The sequence below is a fragment of the Verrucomicrobiia bacterium genome, assembly GCA_026414565.1.
Taxonomy (GTDB): Bacteria; Verrucomicrobiota; Verrucomicrobiia; order Limisphaerales; family Fontisphaeraceae; genus Fontisphaera.
Window position 1 is genome coordinate 274,670 of record JAOAIT010000018.1, and the last position, 22,449, is coordinate 297,118.

10 protein-coding genes are annotated in these 22,449 nt (G+C 59.4%); 5 read left to right on the plus strand and 5 right to left on the minus strand.

What is annotated here, in order from left to right:
- Nucleotides 1–165: 165 nt before the first annotated feature.
- Nucleotides 166–1,932 carry a tetratricopeptide repeat protein gene (locus N3J91_05315; protein MCX8155858.1) on the minus strand — a complete coding sequence of 589 codons (1,767 nt, stop codon included), beginning with the start codon at nt 1,930–1,932 and terminating at the stop codon, nt 166–168.
- A gap of 200 nt (nt 1,933–2,132) precedes the next feature.
- On the opposite strand from N3J91_05315, the gene N3J91_05320 reads away from it, so the two are divergent.
- The 4 genes from N3J91_05320 to N3J91_05335 are packed head-to-tail and all read left to right on the plus strand — an operon-like array spanning nt 2,133 to nt 5,554.
- Nucleotides 2,133–3,245 carry a hypothetical protein gene (locus N3J91_05320; GenBank protein MCX8155859.1) on the plus strand — a complete coding sequence of 371 codons (1,113 nt, stop codon included), beginning with the start codon at nt 2,133–2,135 and terminating at the stop codon, nt 3,243–3,245.
- A complete protein-coding gene (locus tag N3J91_05325) occupies nt 3,242–4,603 on the plus strand; it encodes a hypothetical protein (GenBank protein MCX8155860.1) in 1,362 nt (453 codons plus the stop codon). Before N3J91_05320 ends, N3J91_05325 begins: the two co-directional genes overlap by 4 nt.
- Before the next feature lie 5 nt (nt 4,604–4,608).
- Nucleotides 4,609–4,971 carry a 6-carboxytetrahydropterin synthase QueD gene (gene queD, locus N3J91_05330; protein MCX8155861.1) on the plus strand — a complete coding sequence of 121 codons (363 nt, stop codon included), beginning with the start codon at nt 4,609–4,611 and terminating at the stop codon, nt 4,969–4,971.
- A complete protein-coding gene (locus N3J91_05335) occupies nt 4,961–5,554 on the plus strand; it encodes a uracil-DNA glycosylase family protein (GenBank protein ID MCX8155862.1) in 594 nt (197 codons plus the stop codon). The genes queD and N3J91_05335 overlap by 11 nt, the downstream gene beginning before the upstream one ends.
- Here N3J91_05335 and N3J91_05340 read toward each other — a convergent pair.
- From N3J91_05340 to N3J91_05350, 3 genes are all read right to left on the minus strand, one after another.
- A complete protein-coding gene (locus tag N3J91_05340; protein MCX8155863.1) occupies nt 5,551–6,774 on the minus strand; it encodes an inorganic phosphate transporter in 1,224 nt (407 codons plus the stop codon). The genes N3J91_05335 and N3J91_05340 overlap by 4 nt on opposite strands.
- 22 nt (nt 6,775–6,796) lie before the next feature.
- A complete protein-coding gene (locus tag N3J91_05345) occupies nt 6,797–7,420 on the minus strand; it encodes a pit accessory protein (protein ID MCX8155864.1) in 624 nt (207 codons plus the stop codon).
- A 130-nt stretch (nt 7,421–7,550) separates the two neighbouring features.
- Nucleotides 7,551–8,642, minus strand: coding sequence for an aldo/keto reductase (locus tag N3J91_05350; protein MCX8155865.1), 1,092 nt, complete (start codon nt 8,640–8,642; stop codon nt 7,551–7,553).
- Between the two features lie 208 nt (nt 8,643–8,850).
- Between N3J91_05350 and N3J91_05355 the strand changes: the two genes are divergently transcribed.
- The gene (locus tag N3J91_05355) at nt 8,851–10,281 is read left to right on the plus strand and encodes a hypothetical protein (protein ID MCX8155866.1); all 1,431 of its coding nucleotides are present in this window, start codon (nt 8,851–8,853) and stop codon (nt 10,279–10,281) included.
- 126 nt (nt 10,282–10,407) lie between these two features.
- Here N3J91_05355 and N3J91_05360 read toward each other — a convergent pair whose 3' ends face one another.
- The gene (locus N3J91_05360) at nt 10,408–22,191 is read right to left on the minus strand and encodes an immunoglobulin domain-containing protein (protein MCX8155867.1); all 11,784 of its coding nucleotides are present in this window, start codon (nt 22,189–22,191) and stop codon (nt 10,408–10,410) included.
- Between the last annotated feature and the right edge of the window lie 258 nt (nt 22,192–22,449).

Consider the following 22,449-nt stretch of genomic DNA (forward strand, 5'->3'; position numbering starts at 1 on the left):
GAGACGGGGGCGCAAGCGAAAAGTCCCTCTCAAGCCTTGAATTGTCGGCCCATGGCCGGGCGACGCCCTGGTGGGATACAACAAATGATCCTGCCCGCCCGCCGCTTGGTTGGGCGTTTTTTCCCGCCGTTGGCCAACGTGGGAACGGGTATTTACCCTCCCCGTCTAAAACCTCATTTTGCGAAGCTCTTCGTCGTGCGGGGCAAGTTTACGCGCAAAAGCCAGGTGGTTTTGCGCCTCGTCCGCGCGGCCCATGGCCATCAAGGTTTTGCCATAGACTAATTGGAAGGCATACTGGGTCGGATAGGTTTTTATCAACCAGGCAAAAGTGCTGGCGGCTTCGGTGGGTTTGCCTAGTTGCAAATAAGCGTTGCCCAGGTTGAAGCGCAGGGCCCAGTCGTCCGGCCGGCGGCGGATGGCCTCATAATAAGTTGCCAGGACCCGCTCCACTTCTTCCTGCGTCAGGGCTTGCCGCAAACGGGAGACCTCGCGTTCCATTTCGGCCAGCCGCCAGTGGTGATCTGCCTGATCCAGGAAAGGGGGCTGACTATAGAGCCGGGTCATGGCCTGCGCCACATTGTATTCGTCCAGGGCGGTAAAGGCGAGTCGCCGCGCACACTCATCCTGGGACAGGAAACCGTCGCCAGCGGGGGCTCCCATGGTATTGCGCAACACCTTTTCGGTGGACTCCACCAAATGGCGGGCCAGCCAGTAGGTTCCGGTAAAGGTGGTATGCACATGCTCGTAAAAAAGCTCCCGTCCCGGAAGCTGCATCCGAGCTGTGGGATGCCGGGAAAAGGCCGCCTCAAGGTCGCACAACTCGACTCCTCGGGCCGCATGGGCGGTCGCCAGTTCGCGCACGATGCGATTGATGCGCGGATCGGCGCGAAAACGCAAAGTGTCCAGTTCCCAGGCTCGCGTCAGGTGCTCCCGCGCTTTTTCCTCATTATTCAGAGCCTTGAAACACAGGCCAAGGCGGTAGTGCAATTCGGCATAGTGTTGATCAAGAGCCGCTGCGGTTTGATATTGTACCACGGCGCTTGCATAGCGCCGCCCTTGCTCCTCCGCCATACCCTGCGCATAAGCTTCATTCCACAGCTTGAGTTGGTCTTCCGACAAACCCGGCCGGTGCAAAGAGCCCAAGGGCGGGAAATCCCGCACGTTGACAGCCACCGTGGCCAGGATTTTGGGAAAATCTCCCAACTGGATGACTTCCGCGAGGTTTTGCCGGAAATTGTGCAGAACTTTCAGTGTGCGTGGATCATCTGCCGCACGCCGCTGCCGCCGTAGAAAGCTCATGTCCTGCACCGGCGGCGGATTCCAGGCATTCACCATGCGACAGGCTAACTGCCCAACGCGGGTCGCCCTGCACCAGTCCATGAAAAGGGCCAGCGGGCGCGTGGCCCACAAGGCAGACTCATTTTCCAACGGCACGTGCAACCCAATCAACTCATTGTTGCCGGTGTAAATAATAAACAAATCCGGCTCATATTGAGCACATTCCCGGGCAATGCGCCGCAGCACAAAGGAATCAATCCCCATCATTGCGGCGTTGATGACCTCGATTCGTTTACCAGGATACCGCTCCTCGAGCATGACCTGCATCAGCCGCGAAGGCCCAAATGCGGGGTCGGGCGTGCCGAAAGCTGCGGATTCTCCCAGCAAAAAGACCCGCACCGTATCCGCGGGTTTTGTCACCGTCATCTGGGTGAAAAAGGGGCGGGGGGGATTTTTTCTGGAGCTGTAATGCCGGGCAAACTCGTAGTTGGTTTTAACGGTGCCCGGTTCATTTCCCTCCACCCAAAAACGTTCGGAAAATCCCACGCCGAATAGACGCAAGGTTAACTCCAGCGCCACCAACAACAGCACGGGCAGGCCGAGGGCAAAAAAGGCCCTCCACACCCATAACCGCTTGGGGGAAATGGACTTCAAAGAATGGGCCTTTTTCGGCTTGGCCACATTCCCGTCATGAGCGCGCGAAGGTCCGGACATACCTTTGCGTTCTTTGGGCACAAACAAACGATAATTCACCCTACTTCAAGAAGGCAAGATATTTTAACAAGAAATTAACTTTGTTCCCCCTCCCCCCTTTCCCCTTGCCGGGAATCCCCGGATTCCGTCATGGTAGGCCTGTGCATTGGGCGCAATTAAGCCAGGTAGCGGGCGACGTCCTGGAGGCCATTCATAGCACGGCCTCCGGGGAGGATCTTCCCGCCACTGCGTTCAACACCCTGGCCCTGCGCTTGGCCAACGCACAAAAAGAAGTTAATCCCGTGTTGGCCGCCTTCTACGAGAGGTTGCCCGCGAGGGCTTGGAATTCATGGAGGGAGATCCCTCCCATCTCTGTCGCGGCCTTCAAGGAAACCGAAATGACCTGTATCCCCCCGGCGGAGCGAACACACGTCTTTTATTCCAGCGGCACCACAAGCCAAAGCCGCAGCCGCCATTGGCATCATCAAGCCTCCCTACAGCTCTACGTCGAGGCCCTGAAACTCTGGTTTGCCCGGCATGTACTGGCAGGGAGTGGGGCCAATCCTCCTTCCCAATGGCTGCTGGTGAGCCTCACTCCTCCGCCTGCCCAAGCCCCTCATTCCTCCCTGGTTTACATGTTGGCCACGGCGATGGGTGCCTTCGGACTGCCAGAGTCCTGCTTTCTAGGCCATTCCAACGCCGACGGAAACTGGGTCTTGGACCTGCCCAAAACCACCTCGGCCTTGGAGTCTCTTTCCCGGCTCGGTCCTCCTCTGGTGCTGCTGGGTACGGCTTTTAATTTCGTTCATCTACTGGATTACCTCGCCGGCGAGAGCAGGCAGTTGCCCTTGCCGCCAGGCTCGCGATTGATGGAAACCGGTGGCTATAAAGGACGTTCACGTGACGTCCCCCCCGATGAATTACACGCCGCTCTACAATACCTATTTGCCGTTCCTCCCACGGCCATCGTTCGAGAGTATGGCATGTGTGAGCTTTCCTCACAGGCTTACGACCGAATTGCCCTGCAGCCGGCCGCCCCAGCCCGTTTTCGGTTTCCCCCGTGGGTGCGGTTTCGCATCGTTTCGCCGGAAACTGGCATTGATTGCCCGCCTGGCGTGCCTGGGTTATTGTGCATTTATGATCTGGCCAATGTGTGGTCAGTCATGGCCATCCAGACGGCGGACCTGGCCGTGGGCCATGAAGATGGTTTTGAACTCCTTGGCCGCGCGCCTTTAGCTGAGCCGCGCGGGTGTTCGTTGATGGTAAACGAATGAATTTGCCGGATTATTTTCTAGCGGACATGCCGCCCGAGGCCGTCCTCTCGCCGGATTTGGTGCGGGAGGCCTGCCAAACCCTTCGTAAAAACCGCCAGACCTACCTTGTCCATCGGGATACGGCCGGGATCATCCGCACCCTGGCGGATTTGGGGGCTGCGTGGCTCGATGAAAGCTATCCCTTTCGCCAGACAGCGCTGCAAGAGGGCCCGGCGGCCACCGGATTCTCTGCGCCGGTATTGCAGCGGGGGCTTGACGATTATTTCCGGCAACTGACCGAGGCGAATCTGCGAGCCCTGGTGGAGCAGGACCTGGGTCATTTCGAGCGTCTCGATCGCCTCGTGGCCTCTGACGCCGAGCGCCTCACGGGCATCCAGTCCGTTGCCACCGGCCCGGAATTGATGTTTCACATCACCGCGGGCAATCTTCCCATCCCCGCACTCATGAGCATGGTGTTGGGGTTGCTTGCCCGCTCCAGTCAGTTTGTCAAATGCGCCACCGGCGCTGCATTCATCCCCCGCCTTTTCGCGCATTCCCTTTATGAGCTGGACTCCAAGTTGGGCGCCTGCCTGGAAATCGCCCAATGGCGGGGAGGGAGTGCGGATTTTGAAAAGATTCTGCTTGCCGAGGCTGACTGCATCACGGCCACGGGCTCGGATGAAACCCTGCAAACCCTGCGTCGCGTGGTACCCGGCCACGTTCGGTTTCTCACTTACGGCCACCGGGTAAGCTTTGGTTTCCTATGCCGTGAAGAGCTGTCCGCGCACGCGGCGAAATCCTGGGCGGCCAAAGCGGCACAGGATGTGGCGGCATGGGACCAGTTGGGCTGCCTGTCGCCGCACGTTTTTTATGTGGAACGGGAGGGGCGCATCTCGCCGGAGCAATGGGCAGAGATGCTGGCAGCCGAAATGGCACGCATGGAACAAATCATGCCTCGAGGCCCTGCACCGTTGGAAGTGACAGCCGCCATTGCGAGCCGCCGGGCGTTTTATGCCGTGCGCGCGGCAGCTTCGCCGGACACGCGCTTCTGGCAAAGCGAAGGTAATACAGCCTGGACGGTGGTCTATGAAGCCGATCCACGGTTTCAAGTGTCCTGTCTCCACCGTTTTATTTACGTCAAAGCCGTGGAAAACCTGGAGGAGGCCCTTCAGGGTGCAGATGACCTGCGCGGCAAAGTGTCCACCGTGGGACTGGCCGCCAGCTCCCAACGCCTGCCGGAGCTGGCCCGGCGCCTGGCCAGTTGGGGCGCCAACCGCGTGTGCCCATTGGGGCAAATGCAAAAGCCCCCCTTGACCTGGCGCCACGATGGGCGCCCGGCCCTCGGTGACCTCGTGGGCTGGACGCAGCTTGAAATGTAACTTTTATGCAGATGGAACTTCGCAAAACTTTTCAATTCGAGGCTGCCCACCGCCTCCCTTTATTGCCGAAAAAACATAAGTGTTACCGCCTGCACGGCCACAGCTTCCAAGTGGAAGTGGCGGTCAGCGGGGAGTGCGACCCCAAACTGGGCTGGCTGATTGATTACGCCGACATCACCGCGGCCTTCAAACCGCTGTGGGAAAAGCTGGATCATCGTTACCTCAATGAAATTCCGGGACTCGAAAATCCCACCAGCGAAAACATTGCGGTCTGGATTTGGAGGCGGCTTAAACCGCGGCTTCCCCAACTCACCGAAGTGGTCGTCGCGGAAACCTGCACGGCGCGCTGCGTGTACCGTGGCCAGTAACTCCCTGGAAGATCTGCTTGCGGAGGTCCGCGCCTGCCGCTGGTGCGCAGCGCACCTCCCCCTGCCGCCGCGGCCGATCCTGCGTGTTGCCGCGTCCGCCAGAGTGTTGATTGTGGGTCAGGCGCCCGGCCTGCGCGTACACGAGACGGGCATTCCCTGGAATGATCCGTCCGGCGATCGTTTGCGCGCATGGCTGCAAATGAGCCGGGACGAGTTTTACGACATCCGCCGCATTGCCATCATCCCCACCGGCCTATGCTACCCCGGCAAAGGACGCTCCGGCGATTTGCCGCCTCGTCCTGAGTGCGCGCCCAAGTGGCATCCGCTCCTGCGCGCCGCCCTGCCCCACATCCGATTGACGTTGCTGGTTGGGGCGTACGCCCAGGCTTATTATCTTGGCGCAAGCCGCCGCGCCACACTAGCCGAGACCGTCCGCCATTGGGCAGCCTATTTGCCGGAGTTTTTCCCCCTGCCTCATCCCAGTCCGCGAAATCGCCGCTGGCTGGCCCAAAGGCCCTGGTTTGAAAAAGAGGTATTGCCCGCTTTGCGGCAGCAGGTGCGGCGCGCCCTGATGGAAACCTAGCTCCACTGCGAAATGCGCATCAGGGCATAAGCCAGCGCCGCGGTGATAGGTATGGTCATCACCCAAGCCCACAGCATACGCTCGGCCACGCTCCACTTGACGGCATTGAGCCGCTTGGTGGCGCCCACGCCCATGATGGAGCCGGAAATTACATGGGTGGTGGACAAGGGAATGCCATAGTGAGTCGCCACGCCGATGACCGCCGCCGCCGTGGTTTGTGCGGCAAACCCGTGAATGGGCTGCATCTTCACGACGTTCTTACCCATGGTTTTGATGATCTTCCATCCCCCCGCCGCGGTACCGGCGGCGATGGTAATGGCGCAGATCACCTTGACCCAAGTGGCGACCTCAAATTTCTCCGTGCGCAGAAAACTCAACCAATCCGGCAAGTCGGCGAAGACCCTGGACTGGGTTGCCGTGTAAAGGGTTAGCGCGATAATGCCCATGGTTTTTTGGGCGTCATTGCGGCCGTGCTCAAAACTCATCCACGCAGCGCTGAACAGTTGCGACTTGCCAAAAACCTGATTGACGATGCGCGGGTGTACTTTCCGCAGGAGCAGTAACAGCAGGCCCATCAGCAGGAAGCCGCACACGATGCCCATGGTCGGGGCGACGAACATCGGTTTCACCACCTTGGGCCATAAGCCGCTGGTGGACAGCACGGTATGCGTGGTCTCCATCATGACTGGTGCGCCAGCCACCGGCGGGATGACAAGGTTGACGATATTAGTGCCCAACGGAACGGCATTGGTGCCCACCGGCAGATTCATGGTGGCAATCGAGTCCAGCACATTTTGTGGCGCTGTCACCCATTTGGTCACCACGCTGGTTTTCACCTCAATCCACTTGATGGCCTGCCAATTATTGTGGGAGGCCGCCAGTGCAGCACCGCACAACCCGCCAATCAGTGCATGGCTGCTGCTGGAAGGCAGCCCAATCCACCAGGTGAATAGATTCCACGCAATCGCCCCGCCCAGGGCGCAGAGAATCGCCCCCGAATTGATGAAGGTCGTATCCACCAAGCCCTGCCCGATGGTTTTAGCCACGGCGGTTCCCATCAAGGCTCCCACCAGATTCATGGAGGCCGACAGCAGGATGGCCTGGGCGGGGGTCATGACCTTGGTGGCCACCGAGGTGGCAATGGCATTGGCGGTGTCGTGGAAGCCATTGATGTATTCGAAGATCAACGCCACCAACAACACGGAAAGCACCAGCAGCATCAGCAACCTCCTGTCCTCCGGCTTAAGAATGTTTCAACGCAATGCGCGCCATCACGTTCCCGGCCGAGCGGCTGCGATCCAAGGCTTTCTCCAGCAACTCGTAAAGGTCCTTGAGGATGATGGCATTGAGCGGGTCCACGCGGCCGGAAAAAAGCTCGGCATTCAATTCATTGAGAAAACGGTCACCTTCCGCCTCAATCTCCCGCAGCCGCGTGCTCAGGCGCACCAGTTCCTGCAAACGCATGGCCCGCAGCTCTTTGAGCATCTGAATCAAGGTGGAAGTGGCTTCCTCCAGCAAGGCCGTGTGACGTGAGAAATCTACGCCCTTCAACCGCTCTTGCGCGCACATCAAACGCTCGGCAAATTTTTCGATGATTTTGGGGATTTTATACAGGGCCACCGCCAAATCCTGAATGTCCTCACGCTCGAGGGCCGTTACAAATGTCCGGCATAATAACTCATGGATTTCGTTGGTAATCCGCTTGTCTTTGCGCCGCAGGGTGGCAAAGGACTCCAAACTGGCCTTCTCCGGGTGCTGCAACAACTGTTTCAAGGCCAGGACGCTGGCATGAGATTCTTGCGCACTGGCGTCCAGCAAATCAAAAAATTGTTTGTCGTGTCCTAAAAGGCGCTGCAGCGATAACATGATTGTCATCTTATTGTTACATATCCGTAACAATCAATGGAAAAAGCGGGTTTTGTACGGGCTCGCTTCCGGGCTTATTGCCGACAGGCCGGCCTTCTTGTGCAGGGGCTTCTGATGGAGTGGGGTACGATCAGACCTGAGCGGTGGTGCACACCAGATCTTCCTCTGGTCGGATGCCCCACTTTTGCGCCATCAATTCCAGGTCGGGAGTAAGCCGCCACCGATCAGGCAATGGCTCGCCCTTGTGTTCGGGATTGCCCCCCTTGAGATGCATACAGCCCCGGTTTTGGCCAATGGCCTCCATTACCTCAATTTCCTCTGGGGCCAAGGTTACCTCCGGCGTGGCAGCCAGTTCAGCGGCTTTCCGTTCGATGGGTTTGCGTCCGTCCAACTCCTCAATCAGAGTTGGCACCACACAGGTCACGGGTGGATGGCTCAGATTCCATACACTGGCCAGTTGCAGGAGGGTTAGGCCGTGTCTTTCGGCAATTGGCCGCATTTGCTCCAGCTTACGGTTGCCCTCCTCCACCCAACCGGCTGGTCTGAAAACGCGATGATCCTGGGGCGGGAAAACATGGCCCGGTTTGACATCATCATGGAACAAACCACCGCAATCCACCACCCGCGTGATGATTTTAACGTTGTGGGCCTGTGCGGCTCGCAGGCACAGCTTGCCCGGCCAGGGCTCCAGAGGATTGAGAATGATCATGGCCCATTGGACCAGGCCATCAAACCGGTGAAAGTTGAGCAGCAAATCCAGGGTGAATCCATTGGCCGGCCCGGGCGCCACGCCCACACACCGGGTCAGGCCGGCATCCACGAGACGCTCCATGCCCTTCCACACTTTTTCCGAGCTATAACCAACATAATCAGGATTGTGCAGCAGGACGCAATCAAACGCATCCACCCCCACTCGCTCCAAGGATTTCTCGGTAGCCATGCGCAGGTAATCCGCGTACTCGCCGGGCGACCGCAGGCGTTCATCGGTGAAACGGGGATACCCCTTGGCGCCTTCGCGCCGGCCGGTGTAGAAATCATGGCCGATCGCCGCCACCACCGCGTATTCTTCCCTGGGCAGCCCGATTAAGGAGCGCCCTAACAAAGCATCGGCAGCCCCTGTGCCGTAAACGTCCGCCGTGATAAAGGTGCGAATGCCCTGGTCAAAGGCCTGGCGAACCAGTTTTTGATAGCGCTCTTCCTCGATGGCAACGCCAAAGTTCATAAAGCATCCGCCATTCCACGTGCCAAAAGCCGTCCGGGTAATGTCCATATCGTGATATTTTTCGTAACAAGTGCACGCACATTATGGCACAGTTTGTGCCACTGCACAAACGGCGGGCTGGGGAAGGGCGGGCAACTGAATTTGGCTCACCTTTTTACTGGTTTTTCCCTGGCGGTTGGCATAAGCATGTCTCAATAGCATCCCCACTATGGATACGGAAAAACTCTATCAGGAGCGCCTGCGCCGTTACGTGGCGGCCATGCGCCACGAACAGCCCGACATGATCCCCATCCGCCCCTTCGTAGCGGAGTTCACCGCCAAGTACACGGGCTATACCTGCCAGGAGGTCACCCACGATTTTGAGAAGGCTTTTGAGGCGGCCCGTCAATGTGCCCGGGATTTTGATTGGGACGCCATTGTCCCAAACATGGTTTATGTCTGGACAGGATTAACGCAGGCCATGGGATTGCGCTATTATGGGGTGCCGGGCATCGGCATGCCCGCCGATACCGGTTTCAACTACATCGAACCTCCGGAAGAAGAGGCGTTCATGCGCGCCGATGAGTATGACGCCTTGATTGAGGATCCCACTGGATTTTTATACAATGTCTGGTTCCCACGGGTATGCGCAGAAGCCAGCCGGATTGGCGAACCCTGCACCTATCGCAACAACCTGGCTTACGTGAAAGGGGGCATGGCCATGCTGCATTACTTCCACAGCTTTGGCCGCCAAATTGCCCTGATGCGCTCCGAATGCGGTACCCCCTCCGCCATTGCCGGCATTTTCAAAGCACCGTTTGACATCATTGCCGACAAGTTGCGGGGCTATGTGGGGTTGACCATGGACATGCACGAACAGCCGGATAAGGTTTTAAGGGCATGTGAAGCCCTTGCCCCGCATCTGTGTCATGTCGGGCTGACCACCGCCGATCCCGAGAAAAAGCTGCCCATCGGTTTCTGGATGCATCGGGGATGTGTCCCGTTCATCACCCCGGCGCAATTCAAGTCTCATTACTGGCCGACGCTGAAGCCCATTATTGAGGAGTTTTGGAAAAATGGCTACCAGACGCTGTTTTACGCCGAGGGCAACTGGAATGCCCACCTGGATGATTTCCTGACCCTGCCGGACCGCAGCATTGTCTATCATGTGGATCGGGCGGACATTTTCGAAGTGCACCGCAAATTGGGGCACAAGTTCTGCCTCAGCGGCGGGATTCCGAATGTGCTGCTCAGTTACGGCAAACCGGAGGAAGTGCGGCAGTTCTGCCGCAGGGTGGCCCAAGAAGTGGCCCGGGAGGGCGGTTACATTGCCGATGCCAGCGCCATCATGCAGAATGATACCAGCATCGAAAACATGCGGGCGTTCACTGAAGCCTTTCGTACCTACGGCCAATACTCCGGTCCCTCCTACACGCCTTCTCTGCCCGAACCGCATCGCGATGACCCCTCCCGCCAGGGGCTACGCGGTTTGGAAGGCTGGCCCGTAACCCGCCGCCGGCCCGGTGTATGTTTCCCCTGGGAAGACAAAGTCAAAGAGCTGCCGGAAATCACCGGAGACCCAGAGCTTGTCAAGCGAATCTGGGAAATGACAGACAGCTTCGGCAACTTGTTTATCTGGCAGGTGCTTCTGAGTTTCTAACCAAAAGGCCGGCAAGGGAGCACGGGAGAAGCTTTTCCAAATAAAATGCCCTGAAAAAAAAGGCCGGGGATTGCTCCCCGGCCTTTGAATTTTCCGGCTCGTGCGCGTTACGCACGAGTGTTGGCTTTAGGGCTGAGTGGTGCTCGCCGCCACGCGGTAGAACCGCTTGGAGCCGGCCGGAGCAGGATCAGCCAAGGTCAGCACGCCGCCCGTGCCTTGCACTGCCGGCAGGCGCTGCCACTGGGCATCGTTCAGGTCGTTCTTGTACTCAATCCAGTACCAGGCACCTGCCACCGTCTCGACCGTGAAGGAGAATCCCGCCGGCCCATACACCGGTGCGGTTATATTGGGCGCTGTCGGAGGCAGAACGACGGTCACCACCAAGGTCGCATCCTGGCTCATGGTCGAACCCACACTGTTGCGAACCTCGACGCTGTAAACGCCAGCCGAGGCAGGCATGACATTGGTAAGCGTCAATGTCGCACTGGTGGCTCCGTCTATATTCACGCCATCCTTCTTCCACTGGTAGAGCGCCGGATCACCACCAATCGCCGCCACGGTGAACACGACCGTACTTCCCGCAGTCGCGGTGACATTGGTCGGCTGCACCGTGATCAGTGGCGGCACCGTCGGATACACGCTGAGGTTGGCCCGGTTGGTCGCCGTCAACCCGATGCCGTCCGTAGCAATCATGGTGATGGTGTGAGTGCCCAGCGGCAGTTCACTGCCCGGAGCCGGGATTTGCTCAATGACCACATAGCACCCGTTGTCCGTCGCCACCACTTGCGAGCGCAGATCGGGCACCACCAGGAGGTGATTCGTACCCGCGCCCATCGTTTGATCCTGCAATCCGGTCACAAACACCGGCGGCACAGGCGTGGTTTCGGCGATAATCACCGTCACCGCCTGATAGACCGTGCTGCCCGTCTGCCCGTCATTGACGGCGTAATAGAAGGTATCCGCACCGCACGCAGACGGTGGCGGCGTGTAGGTGACCTGACCGCCAGCCACCGAGACTGTGCCGCCCTGGGCCGTATTGCGCGGCACGGCGAGGATGTACAGGTCATCCATGTAGTGCGCCTCGTATTCACCACCCGTGCGGGCGTAGATGCCGAAGCGGCCACCGGTGATGGGCTGGTAGGGAGTCTGCACGTTATTGAAGTACATGACCCCGCCCAGGGCCACATCCACCGTGCCGTCAGCGTCCATGCGGATGTAGAGGTCCTGGTAATCGCTCATGTTAATCTTGGCGATCGGATAGCGCAGCAGCCACGAGCCAACCCGCACCTCGATGGCCGGGGCTTCGTTGCCGCCGCTATTGTAGTTGTCAATGTTGACGCCAAAGCCACTGCCGACACCGTCCTCGGCCGGTCCGGGCGACGGGCCATCGGGCAGATCGGTGGCGAAGTTGATGCTCATGCCATCGGCGGCATTCGCCGACCCACGTCCGATGAACAGCTTGGCACGGATCGTGAATTCGGAGACCGCCATGGCGCTGATGGCGGAGTCATTCACCACGAAGCTGCCATTCAGGCTGCCCACAGGGTCGGTCAACTTCAGGACGCCGCTATTACCCACCCCACCCGCGGCATCAATGTAGGCGTTACCGTAGGTCATGGTGTTGACCGGCAACAAGCCGTCGTTGAAGTTGTAGGACAGCTCCCGCGGCAGACCGGCGTACACCCGCTCAAAGTTGAGCGTGGCCCCTTCCGGATCACTGTCATTGGCCAGCAACTGCGCAACGGGCACCGTCACCGGCGTATTGGCCTGGGTGGTCAGGGTATCCGCCCCTGTCACTGGACGTTGATTGACCACATTGACCACCAGCGGCTGGCTGGAGGTCTCGCCGCCATGGTTACCCGCCACCACCACATACACGCCCCCATCCGCCACCTGGATGTTAGGCAGTTGCAGGGTGGCGCTGTTGGCTCCCGGAACGAGCACACCATTCTTGAACCATTTGATGGTCAGCGGGCCGCTGTTGGGCGGATTCACAATTGTGGCGGTGAGGGTGACCGACCCGCCCAGGTTGACCTGGATGTTCTCCAGGGACGAATCCACCGTCAACGACGGCGGCGGCGGGAAGTACAGGTTATCATACACCGCTGTGGCCCGGATGTTCATGTCATGCGAGGTCGTCGCCAAGCCCACGAGCAGCGTCCGGGCCAGCGAGGACACCCGCGTGTAATGCCAGATCCAGTTCACGCCATCATAGCTGTAGTAGGCCGAGAAGGCGTTGCCCTGGCGCACCAGCCGCACCCAGTTGTTCGGATAATCGGCCAACGGCGGCCGCACCAGACCAATGGCAGCATCACCGGTGCTTTGGGAGTTGGGCGCCACCGCCGAATCACGCCACTGGAACGAGAAGGTGTTCTGGCCGCCACGCGGCGTCGAGCACATATACACGTTGAAACTGGCGTTATTAGTGGTTTCACGGGCCATGATACCCGCCTTGGTCCAGGCGTTGGCCTGCGTCAGGCTTTGCACGCGGACGCGGATATCGAAGTCACCCGTCACCGGGCGATACATCAGTTGACCGCCGTCAGTGGTTCCCCAGATGTCCACACCGTCGCAGTTCACACTAAAGACTCCCAGATCCAGCATGGAAACCACGCTCGGTCCGGTGAGCTGGCCCAGCCCCAACCCGATATCTGCCAACCTGAATCCATAATTTTGGATCGTGGCCGACAGATTAAAGGCCAGGTTTTGGCTCCGGTCATAAGCCATCTGGCAGGCAAGCTCAGTGCCCGTGGCCAGGTAAGAGTCAGACGTCAGCTTGACGGTCCGGCCGTCCGGCAACAACTCACCGCTCAAGAAGTTGATGGTACCGTTGTTGGCCGAATACAAGGTGGCATCGGCCGGGTTGTAGAGCACGGTCTCCAACAACTCATTGAATCGCACATACAACTGATAACCGTCCAAGGCAACCGCCCATTGTATGGTAGGTGGCTCGACATCAGCCACAACGGTGACCGTCGCCACGGCGCTCTCGACGGGAGCGGCGCCAGGAGCCATGACCACCACCGAGTAATTCACCGCCACCAAGTCAGGCGTCAAGATCGGGGTAGTGTACACCGGCCCGTTGGCGCCGACAATGTTCACGCCGTTGCTGCGCCACTGGTAGGCCAGGAATTCAGTCAGTGGCGCCGGATTCACGGCAGCCTGCACTGACAGCGTCGCAGAACGATAGGCCACCACGTTGGCACTTTGCGGCGGCTGCGTGATGGTAATCGCCGAGGGCGGAGCATAGACCCCAATCCCCGAGCCGCCCAGCGGTGGTAACGTGGACGGATCGGTGTAGCTGGGATCGCTCACGTCAATCCACGGACGGATGGCCAAGCGGAAGTAGTCACCGCCGCCGCCCTCCTTGCCCAACACCTCAAAGAAGTACCGCTGTCCGGCCACCAAGTTATTGGTGAAGGAGCGGAGGCCATCGGCAAAGGTACCCTGACAGCACGGTTGGTTGATAATTTCCACCGCGTTGGCGGGATTGTCGTCCGGGCTGGCCCGGACAATCACCGCATCATCATGGGCCACATAAATCACGTGGGGCCCGCTGACTTGCGGCGTGAAGAAGCCGCGGATGACCGCGCCGTAATTGTTCCACAGCGCATCGGTCAGGTTGTTACCCAGATTCACGAAATTGGTGAAACCGGTAATGTCAGCCGTACGCGCCTGGTACTTCGCATTGTTCGTCAGATCGGTGATGGCCGATCCGGTAATGTTGGTGTACCGCTCGTAGTACACGAAGTTGGTGGTGAAGGTCCACGCCGTCACCGTAGTCACCAAGGCGCCACTCACATTCGGTGTCGCCGCCCGATCGGCAATATTGGCCGCAACCACGGTATAAGTGGCCCCCTCGGTGGGCAGCGGGCTCAGCGTCAGCAAGACGTCACGGTTGTTGGCCATTAACTGGGCACTGACGACCGTTAAGGCGCCGGCGTCATTGGTCACGAGATAATTGGCGGTATTGCCCGCCGAGGCGGCCGACACCGGCTCGCTGAAGCGCAGCCAGAACTCGCGTGTGCCGCGCCAGCCACCCTGCGCCGCCACCAGCGTGGGCGCTTCGAGATCGCGCACCACATTAATGACGGTGGGACTGCTGGTGATGCTGTTGTAGGTCGTCACGACCACCACATCCACCGCCATGCCATTATGCGCGGCAAACGACAGGGTTGGCGTGGTGTAGGTGCGGTTGGTGGCATTGGCCACCGGCACCCCATTGGTGCGCCACTGGATGCTGACCAGCGGGAAGCCATCAATTTGCGGAGCCAGGGTCACCGTCGCCAGTTCATTCGTCGTGATGCTGGCCGGCAAACCGGTGACGCGCGCAAACGAGTTCGGGGTCAGACCGGACAAATTGTCCGGCCCGATTCGGGAAATAACACCGTTGACCGGATCGATATCACCCGGTGCTTTCCAGTTGATGGCCACATAGTCGCCACCGCTGCCTTCACGATGACGCACTTCAATGTAGTAGGCCTTGCCCGCCTGCAAGAAGATGGGCACCGAGATGTTGGCTTGCATGCCGGTAGCCGGATTAATACCGCGACGGCCACCGGCGTTGCTGGTCCAATCCCGCGAGTTTCCATAGCTCGGTTCGTAGCAGATGAGCCGAATATTGGCCGGATTCTCATCCGTGCTCAGGTACAACTCGCCATTGTCGTCGGAGGCAATGTAGAAGGTGTAGTTTCCGGTCCGCTCTGGGATCAGGTAACCCTGGAAGCGGGTGGCATAGTAGTCAATGTTCAGTGTCGGCTTGTCCGGCACCGTCATCAACTCGATGACGGACGGCTGATCGTTAAGCCACACCGTGGTGTTGGTCAGGGCCGACAGCGAGCCCGGATTATTGCTCGAGGTGAAGTTATACTGTTTGCGGACAATATAACCTTGAGGCACCCAGAACTTGTAACTGGTGTTGGCGGGCACTGGGTTGGCCGGACTCACGGTGTCCGTCACGTTGTTCACGATCACATTGTACGCTGCGCCCGGCATAAGTGCCTGGGCCAGTGTCAGCAACACCGTCGTGCCATCGGCCTGCAGCGCCGCCGAGACCACCGGCACGTCGGCCAGACCATCAGTAATCCGGTAGTTGGCCGTGTTGTTGGCGGTGGCGGGAGCCAGAGCTTTGTTGAACATGACGCGTACCTGCTCGCGCGCCATGACTTTCACGCTGGCCCCGATGATTGCCGGCCCCACGGCATCCGGAGCCGAAAGGATGACCGTGCCGATGGCGCTGGCGAAACCGCTGGGCGTGTAACACATGACGCGGAAGCGGTTGGTAGGTTCGCTCACCGGCGGAGTCACATAAGTGTTGGCCAGGGCGTAGGGGATGTTGGTGAACACGCCGGAGCCATACGCCGTTTCCCGCTGCCAGACATATTGGATGGGCAGCCGCGTGTCGATGCCCGCCGCCATGACGGTCAACGTGGCGGATTGTCCCGGAGCCACGGTCACGGTGCCCGGCGGTTGCAGCACATAGACATCCGTCCGATTCTCCGGCGCCACCGGCATGAGGAAGTAGGCGCCGCTGGTACCCGGCTCGGAGCTGTTGTCGCTGGGGACGTAGTAGTTGTTGGGACCGCGAATGATGGCCGTCACGTAATCCCCACCCGTGCCCTCCTGCATCACGGCCTCCACGTAATAACGCTGGCCTGCCGACAAGGCGGCAACGGAGTAACGCGGATTGCCGTTGACAGTGTTGTTGAAGGCCACGTTGGCAGATTCAACCCTGGCCACCACCTGCTTGCCTTCGGCAGCCGGTCCGGTGGGATTGACAAATAAGATGGAGCCATCATCGCTGCGCACATAGAAGGCGTAGTTGCCGGTTTCCGGCGGGACAAACCAGCCAATGACCCGGGCGCCGTAATATTCCAAATTGGCGGGCGCATAATAAAAGATATTGCGCACATCCACCACGTCCGGCTGTTTGTCCACAAACTTCTGGTTAAGGTAGAGACCGCTGGCCGGCGTGCCCGGGGCCACAAAGTCCCACTTCCCAATCTCATCGTACCGCTCCACACGCACAAAGCCCTGAACCAGGAAGTGCGAGGTGAAGTTCGTGGCGACGGTCAGTGAGGGCCCATTGACGCCCGCAGCCCGGATGTCGGTGAGGGTCAAGGGATAAGTGGTGTATTCACTCTGCGGGCCGGTAGCCACGAAGATGGCCCTGCCATCCGTACGCAAACGCCAGCCGTAAACCGGAAGCCCGCCGCCCACCTGGATGGCGTTCGGAGTATATACCGACGCCGGATCCAGCGGACGGTTGAATTCGATAATCGCCCCGTCCATGGTAGCCTCGGAGCGGATCCGCACAATTTGCAGCGGCGTCGGGTCTTCGGCGAAGGCAATCGTTACGCTCGCCTCCGCCCGGCTGAAGGCGTTGCTGATTACATACGTGTAAACGGTGCCGGCGTCGGCGGGAGTAGCGTTAATTTCCAAAGTGTAACCCCGCCCGGAAGCCCCCGGAATGGGTACGCCATTGCGGTACCATTGCATGATGTAAGGTCCGGCGCCCTGGATACCCCGAGCTTTCAAGACCACGCGGCCCGCATAAGTCAATGGCATTGCAGGCGTAATCTCCTGCACGCGCACCGGACCAAGCGGCGCCTCAAACAGCGAGGCGGGGATGAAGGAATCCGACGCGGGGGTGGTAGTGCTGTTGATGGTGTAGGCGATGCCGAAGCCGTCGCCACCCGTGCCTTCCGCATGGATGAATTCGAAGTAGTAACGCTGGCCCGCCACCATGTTAATGCCGCCCAATTGATAGCGGTTGCCAGTGCCGTAGTTGGTGCCCGATGAACCGCTGCTATAGGCAATCAGCACGGCATCAGCCGGATCCCAACTATTAACGGCATTGGTATTCATGAACATCCGCGAACCGTCGTCCGACTTGATCCAGAAGCGGTACAAACCGGAGCTTTGCGGCACGAAATAGCCGCGGACCCGCGCACCATAGTTGTTCAGGGTCGAATCAATGAAGTTCGGGAAGTTAAATACGGGCGCATTGGTGTAATACAGCACGTCCACCGCGCCTCCCAGAACCCGCGGATGATAAATCAGGTCCTGCAAGCGGCCGCCGTAGTTGGGCACGTTCTGCCACATCTCGAACAGGATGGGATTGCTCGCATAATTGGGAGCGGTCACCGAGCGAGTGACCTCTGCCAAGGGGTTATTGGCAGCGTCAGTCATGTTGATGAAGGTCACGTTGTAGTTGGCGCCCGCAATCAGGGCAGCATTCACAGTGAGCACCACCCGAGTGTTGTTGCCATAAGGCTCGGCTTTCAATACCGTCAGGGGGGTGTTCCCTGCGTCCACAACCAAATAACTTGCGATGTTGGTCAATGCGCTCAGGCTCATGCCCTCGGAGAAGGTGACGAGCAGGCTGTTGGTGGATCCCGGGGCCACCACCACCGAGGAAACGGTGGGTGCCGTGCTATCCGTCATGTTCACCACCAGCTCCCGGGAAATCGCCTGCGCGCCCGGCACTTGAACAATGCAACGGTAGCGGGCTCCATGATCGCTCCAATACCGCAACGTGGGCGTGGTGTAGGAGGCGCTGGTGGAAGCCACTCCCGGAATGGTCACAAACGAGCTGCTGCCGGGCTCTGCACGTTGCCAGATGTAGCGAAGCTCTGAAGCCGGCGCCACCGTCGCGGTGGCGGCCACCGTCAGGGCCAGGGTGTTACTGTCAGCTACACTGGCCGAGGCAGCCAGGTCGGTGGTGATGGTCACCGTGGCTCCAGGATAAGTAAATTCGCCAAAGTCACGGAAGCGGCCCGAGGCCTTGCCCATGTACCAGTTGGCATTGTAGTGTACCGTGCCAAACAGGCCCACCCACATCGTCTCCGGCGAACTCTTGGTATAGGAACCGGTCAGCACCGTCCAAGTGACCCCGTTGGTGCTGGCGTAGGGCGTAAAGGTATCGCCCGCACGGCGCAAGCGAATCCAACAGTTCGGGAACGTCACCACCGGCGTGGTGGCGCTGTGAATGGTGGCAGCCCCCTCGGCCGGAGTGGCCCGCCGGCCGGCTTCAAACCGGTTCAGGCCCTGCCACAACAGAGACGTGGCCGGCGGGAACGGATGCACCGTCACCCACGGTGCGGCAGAATACAAGTCGTCGCGGGCCGTCAGACCAAACTTGGCCAGATCAGAGGAATTTTGGGCCTCCATAATCAGTGTCTCAGGGGCGCGAACGATTTCTTCCACCCGCACCACGATATCAAAGTCGCCCTTGCGCGGAATCAGGAAGAAATACCCCTGGTCACTGTTGCCCCACACATCTGCACCGCCGGCAGAGAAATCAATGGCATTGGGGGCTGGAGCCGCTTCAACATTGCCATAAACCAGCGGATAACCAATGTTGGTTCCGAGGTAGTTCCAGTCCCACCCGGTGCCGGCCACCGTGCCCCCGCCCACGTTGCCACTGGCATCCGCAATGTTGGCCGCAGTCACCGAGAAGGTGGTGGAAGGCAGCGCCGTGAGCAAATCCAGTCGTACGGTCCGGTAATCATCCAACAAAGTGGCCTTGCCCACGCTGGCACCGGTCACTGTGTAGTTGGCCGGGTTTTCGGCCGTGGCTTTGGTCACTGTCTCGCTGAAGACCACCGTGGCCAAATGCCGTCCCGCCGCACCGGCCGAAACCAGGGTTGGCCCGGTGGTGTCAGTGCCCTGGACGGTGAGTCGCGCCACACTGCTGGTCACCGAGCCATAAGGGCTGGAGGCCACCACATAATACAACGTCCCATTCATCGCCGCGTTGGCCGGCGGAGTCGTGTAAATAATGTTCGTCGCCCCCGGAATGGCCACACCATTGGCATACCACTGCAGCGAGGGGCTGGCCAGCAAGCTGCCTTCAAGCCCCACCCGGAAAGTGGCCAGCGTGCCGGGCGTCACAGTTTGCGACAGAGGCGCCGAGGAAATCAACGGCAGCGGCCGATAATCCTCGTAAATGGCGAGGTCGTCCAGGTTGTCAGTGCCCGTATCGTTGTTGCCGCGGAAGGAGACAAACACATCCGGATCCCGCGCGATGACAGTGTTCGGTATCAGCATGGGCGCGAAGTAATGGACCATGCGGCCGGGCACCAGGCCATCGGCACCATAATCCCACACATGACCGGTTACACGGATGTTGTAGTTGTCCACGTTTTCAAACCAAACGACCACCCTGTACCAACGGTTGTTCAGCGGTCGGTTGCGATTGACCACGATGCCGTCCACCACGGTGGTGTCGGTTGACTCCTTGTTTTGGAAGCGGAAGTCAGTTTCCGGGCTGCTGTTGGCCACGGTGTCCCAGCGCAGCGTAATCCATTGTTTGTCCGCATCGGCATTTGGCCGGCTCTGCGGCCCCTGCACCAGGCCCAACTGGAGAATGCGCTGCGGGTTGCCGCTGCCGCCCGCCGTCTTGAATTTGACCATCATGGTCACGCCAATGACTTTGCCGGCGCGTGAGAAGTTGAAGCTGCGGTTGGTCAAGGTGGCCGAACCGTCCGCATTGTTCGGGAGATCGAGCGATGGAGAGTTGCTGACACCGCCGGTGTTTACCCAGTTGAAATTGCCCGCATTGGTGTGATAGGTGCTCTTGAAGCCGGCTTCCGTATTGAAGGGATCAAAGAACGTGGGCGCCGGATAATTAACCTGCAGGGTGGCGGCGGAACTGGTGGTGGCGCCCCGGTCGTTCATGGCCACCACGCTGTAGCGTCCCACGTTTTGCATGTTGGCGTTGTTGATCACCAGCGTCGCCGACGTGGCGCCCGGAATATCAATCCCGTTTAATTGCCATTGGAAACTGGCCGGCGGATCGGCATTGACCGCCACGGTGAAGGTGGCGCTGCCGCCGATGATCGTGGTTTGATTGGCCGGTTGCGTGGTGATGATAGGGGCAAATTTCACATCCAGAAATGCCACCGAACTGGTCTGACTGAAGAAGTTGTTGGCCACCACCACCGAGTAGTTGCCTTCATTGGTGATTTGAATGTTATTGAGCGTAAAGGAAACATTGGTGGCCCCGCTCACCAGTTGGCCGTCCTTGTACCACTGGTATGTCAGCAGGTTCCCCGTGGCCGCCACCGTGAACGTATGGCTGCCGCCCACGCCCACCACCGCTCCCTGCGGGGGTGTGGTGATGCTCACCGGCAGCACCACCGTCACATTGGCCACGGTGCTGGTGGCGGCCCCCAAATCGTTTGTGATGATCGCCCGATACTGCCCGGAATCGGCGGCCGTCCAAGACAACCGCGCGAAGGCGTTGGAAGCAGGCGCCTCAGAGGTCACATTTTGCCACGCTGTATCCACCAGTTTCTGCCAGATAAAGGTCAGCGGCGTCTGCCCACGGGCCTGGATGCTGAATCCGCCGAAGCTCGCCTCGGCGAAGTAGTACTGCGCCTGCGGCTGCTGGGTGATTACCGGCACCAGTAACACTGTCACCGTGGCCACCGAACTGGTCACGCTGCCCGCGGCATTGGCCACCACCACGTCATAGGCCCCTCCGTCGCTAATTGCGGTATTGCTCTTTGAATAACTGGCACTGGTGGCCCCGCCAATGTTGGCACCGTCCTTCCGCCATTGGTAGGTCAGCGTCCCCTGCCCCACCGCCACCACCGAAAGATTGAAGGTGCCGCCCTCGGGCACGCTGACACTTTGCGGCTGCACCACAATGGCTGGAGGCGTCAGCACGCTGCGCTCCGGCGACTGGCTGCTCTCGCCCTCAGGCAAATTGCCCGTGACAACGTAGTAGTAAGTGGCGCCATTGGTGATGGTATTGTCGCTGTAGCTCGTGCCCGACACGCTGCCGCTGAGCAACTGATAGGGTCCACCCGAAACCAGCGAGCGATACACCTTGTAGCTCGTCGCTCCTGTCAAGGCCGGCCAGCTCAAATCAACCTGGCCGTTATTATAGGTCGCCGTCAGGTCCGCCACCGCCGCCAAGGGCAAGCCGCTGACTTCCGCCGAGTAGAACCCTTCACCCAGCGCGGAAGCCGCATTGATGATGTAGTAATAAGTGGTGCCATTGACCAGACCCGTGTCCAAAAGCGCCGTTTGCGTGGTGTTGGTGATCAGCGTGTACGGCCCGCCCGCCGTAGTGGCACGTTGGATGTTATAACTGGAGGCACCGCTTACCGGCGCCCAGGAGAGCCGCAGCGCCCCGTCGCGCCGTTGCACCGTTATCGAAGGCGCGGGCAGTGCCTGGGCAATAACGACCCCATAAGACGCCCGGCCGCCATTGTCCGGCCCAAAGGTTTTCACCAGACCCGCAGGCACCGTTTTGACATAGACCGACATGAAATCGTTAAGCGAGCCGTCGTTGTTGTTGTCGTTGGCCACTTCATCCGGCCAGTCCGCCCGCCCGGCGCGGTTGAGGCCGTTCATTACCGCGACCCAGCCATTAGTAACCAGCCATTGCATGTTGTTGGGACCGAAGACTGGCGGGTCGTTTGCGTTCGGAGTGGCTTCGCCCAGACGGTTGTCCACCAACAGATAGACGCGGGACGGCACCGCCAGGTAGATGTCCAGCACCAAGTTGGTGTTATCACGATTGTCATTGCCAATCATGATATATTCCGCCCCCTGCAAATAAGGCAGGGACACCGGCTGGCCCAATCCATTGGTGAACCATTTCCAAGTGTGCGTGCGGTCCACGTAGGCAGGAACACCGTTGTCAAAGAGGGGCACGGTGTATGGGTCTAGAAATTCGCCGGGCACCCCGTTGGTGAAAGTCACCCCGGTCCATTTGGCCGTAACGGTGTCCGTCGGTTCATTATCGCCCCCCGTTTCCACCACATTGGTGATATTGGGGAAGGCCATCAGGGCCAACGTCATGAACACGTACGCGACCATCACGCCAAGGCGGGCGGGCCAGCGGCGGAAGGTCCGGGCCAGTTGACGATACGTGGAGACAGGCTTGGTTTTCATGGTGCTCACTGCTTTGAGGGTTCTAAATGACACCCCACACGCCCCCTGCCCGATAGGGCGGGCTACCAGGCAACCACATAAAACAGCTTGTGGCTGAGGCACGTTTGGATGTCATTGCTGGGTTATAAAATTAGAGAACCGTCCAAAAAATGCAAGCCTGAATGAGAAAAAAATCTAAAAATTTTTATCCCCAAAATTGGTGACGTCCACAGCAAGCAAAGACCTCATGGTCTTGCGCGAATCGGACCTCAAGCACGT

Excerpts from the sequence above, each read along its gene's own strand:
- N3J91_05355 (MCX8155866.1), top strand. The coding sequence starts at position 8,851 with ATGGATACGGAAAAACTCTATCAGGAGCGCCTGCGCCGTTACGTGGCG.
- N3J91_05350 (MCX8155865.1), bottom strand. The coding sequence starts at position 8,642 with ATGAACTTTGGCGTTGCCATCGAGGAAGAGCGCTATCAAAAACTGGTT.
- N3J91_05340 (MCX8155863.1), bottom strand. The coding sequence starts at position 6,774 with ATGCTGCTGGTGCTTTCCGTGTTGTTGGTGGCGTTGATCTTCGAATAC.
- queD (MCX8155861.1), top strand. The coding sequence starts at position 4,609 with ATGCAGATGGAACTTCGCAAAACTTTTCAATTCGAGGCTGCCCACCGC.
- N3J91_05325 (MCX8155860.1), top strand. The coding sequence starts at position 3,242 with ATGAATTTGCCGGATTATTTTCTAGCGGACATGCCGCCCGAGGCCGTC.
- N3J91_05360 (MCX8155867.1), bottom strand. The coding sequence starts at position 22,191 with ATGAAAACCAAGCCTGTCTCCACGTATCGTCAACTGGCCCGGACCTTC.
- N3J91_05345 (MCX8155864.1), bottom strand. The coding sequence starts at position 7,420 with ATGTTATCGCTGCAGCGCCTTTTAGGACACGACAAACAATTTTTTGAT.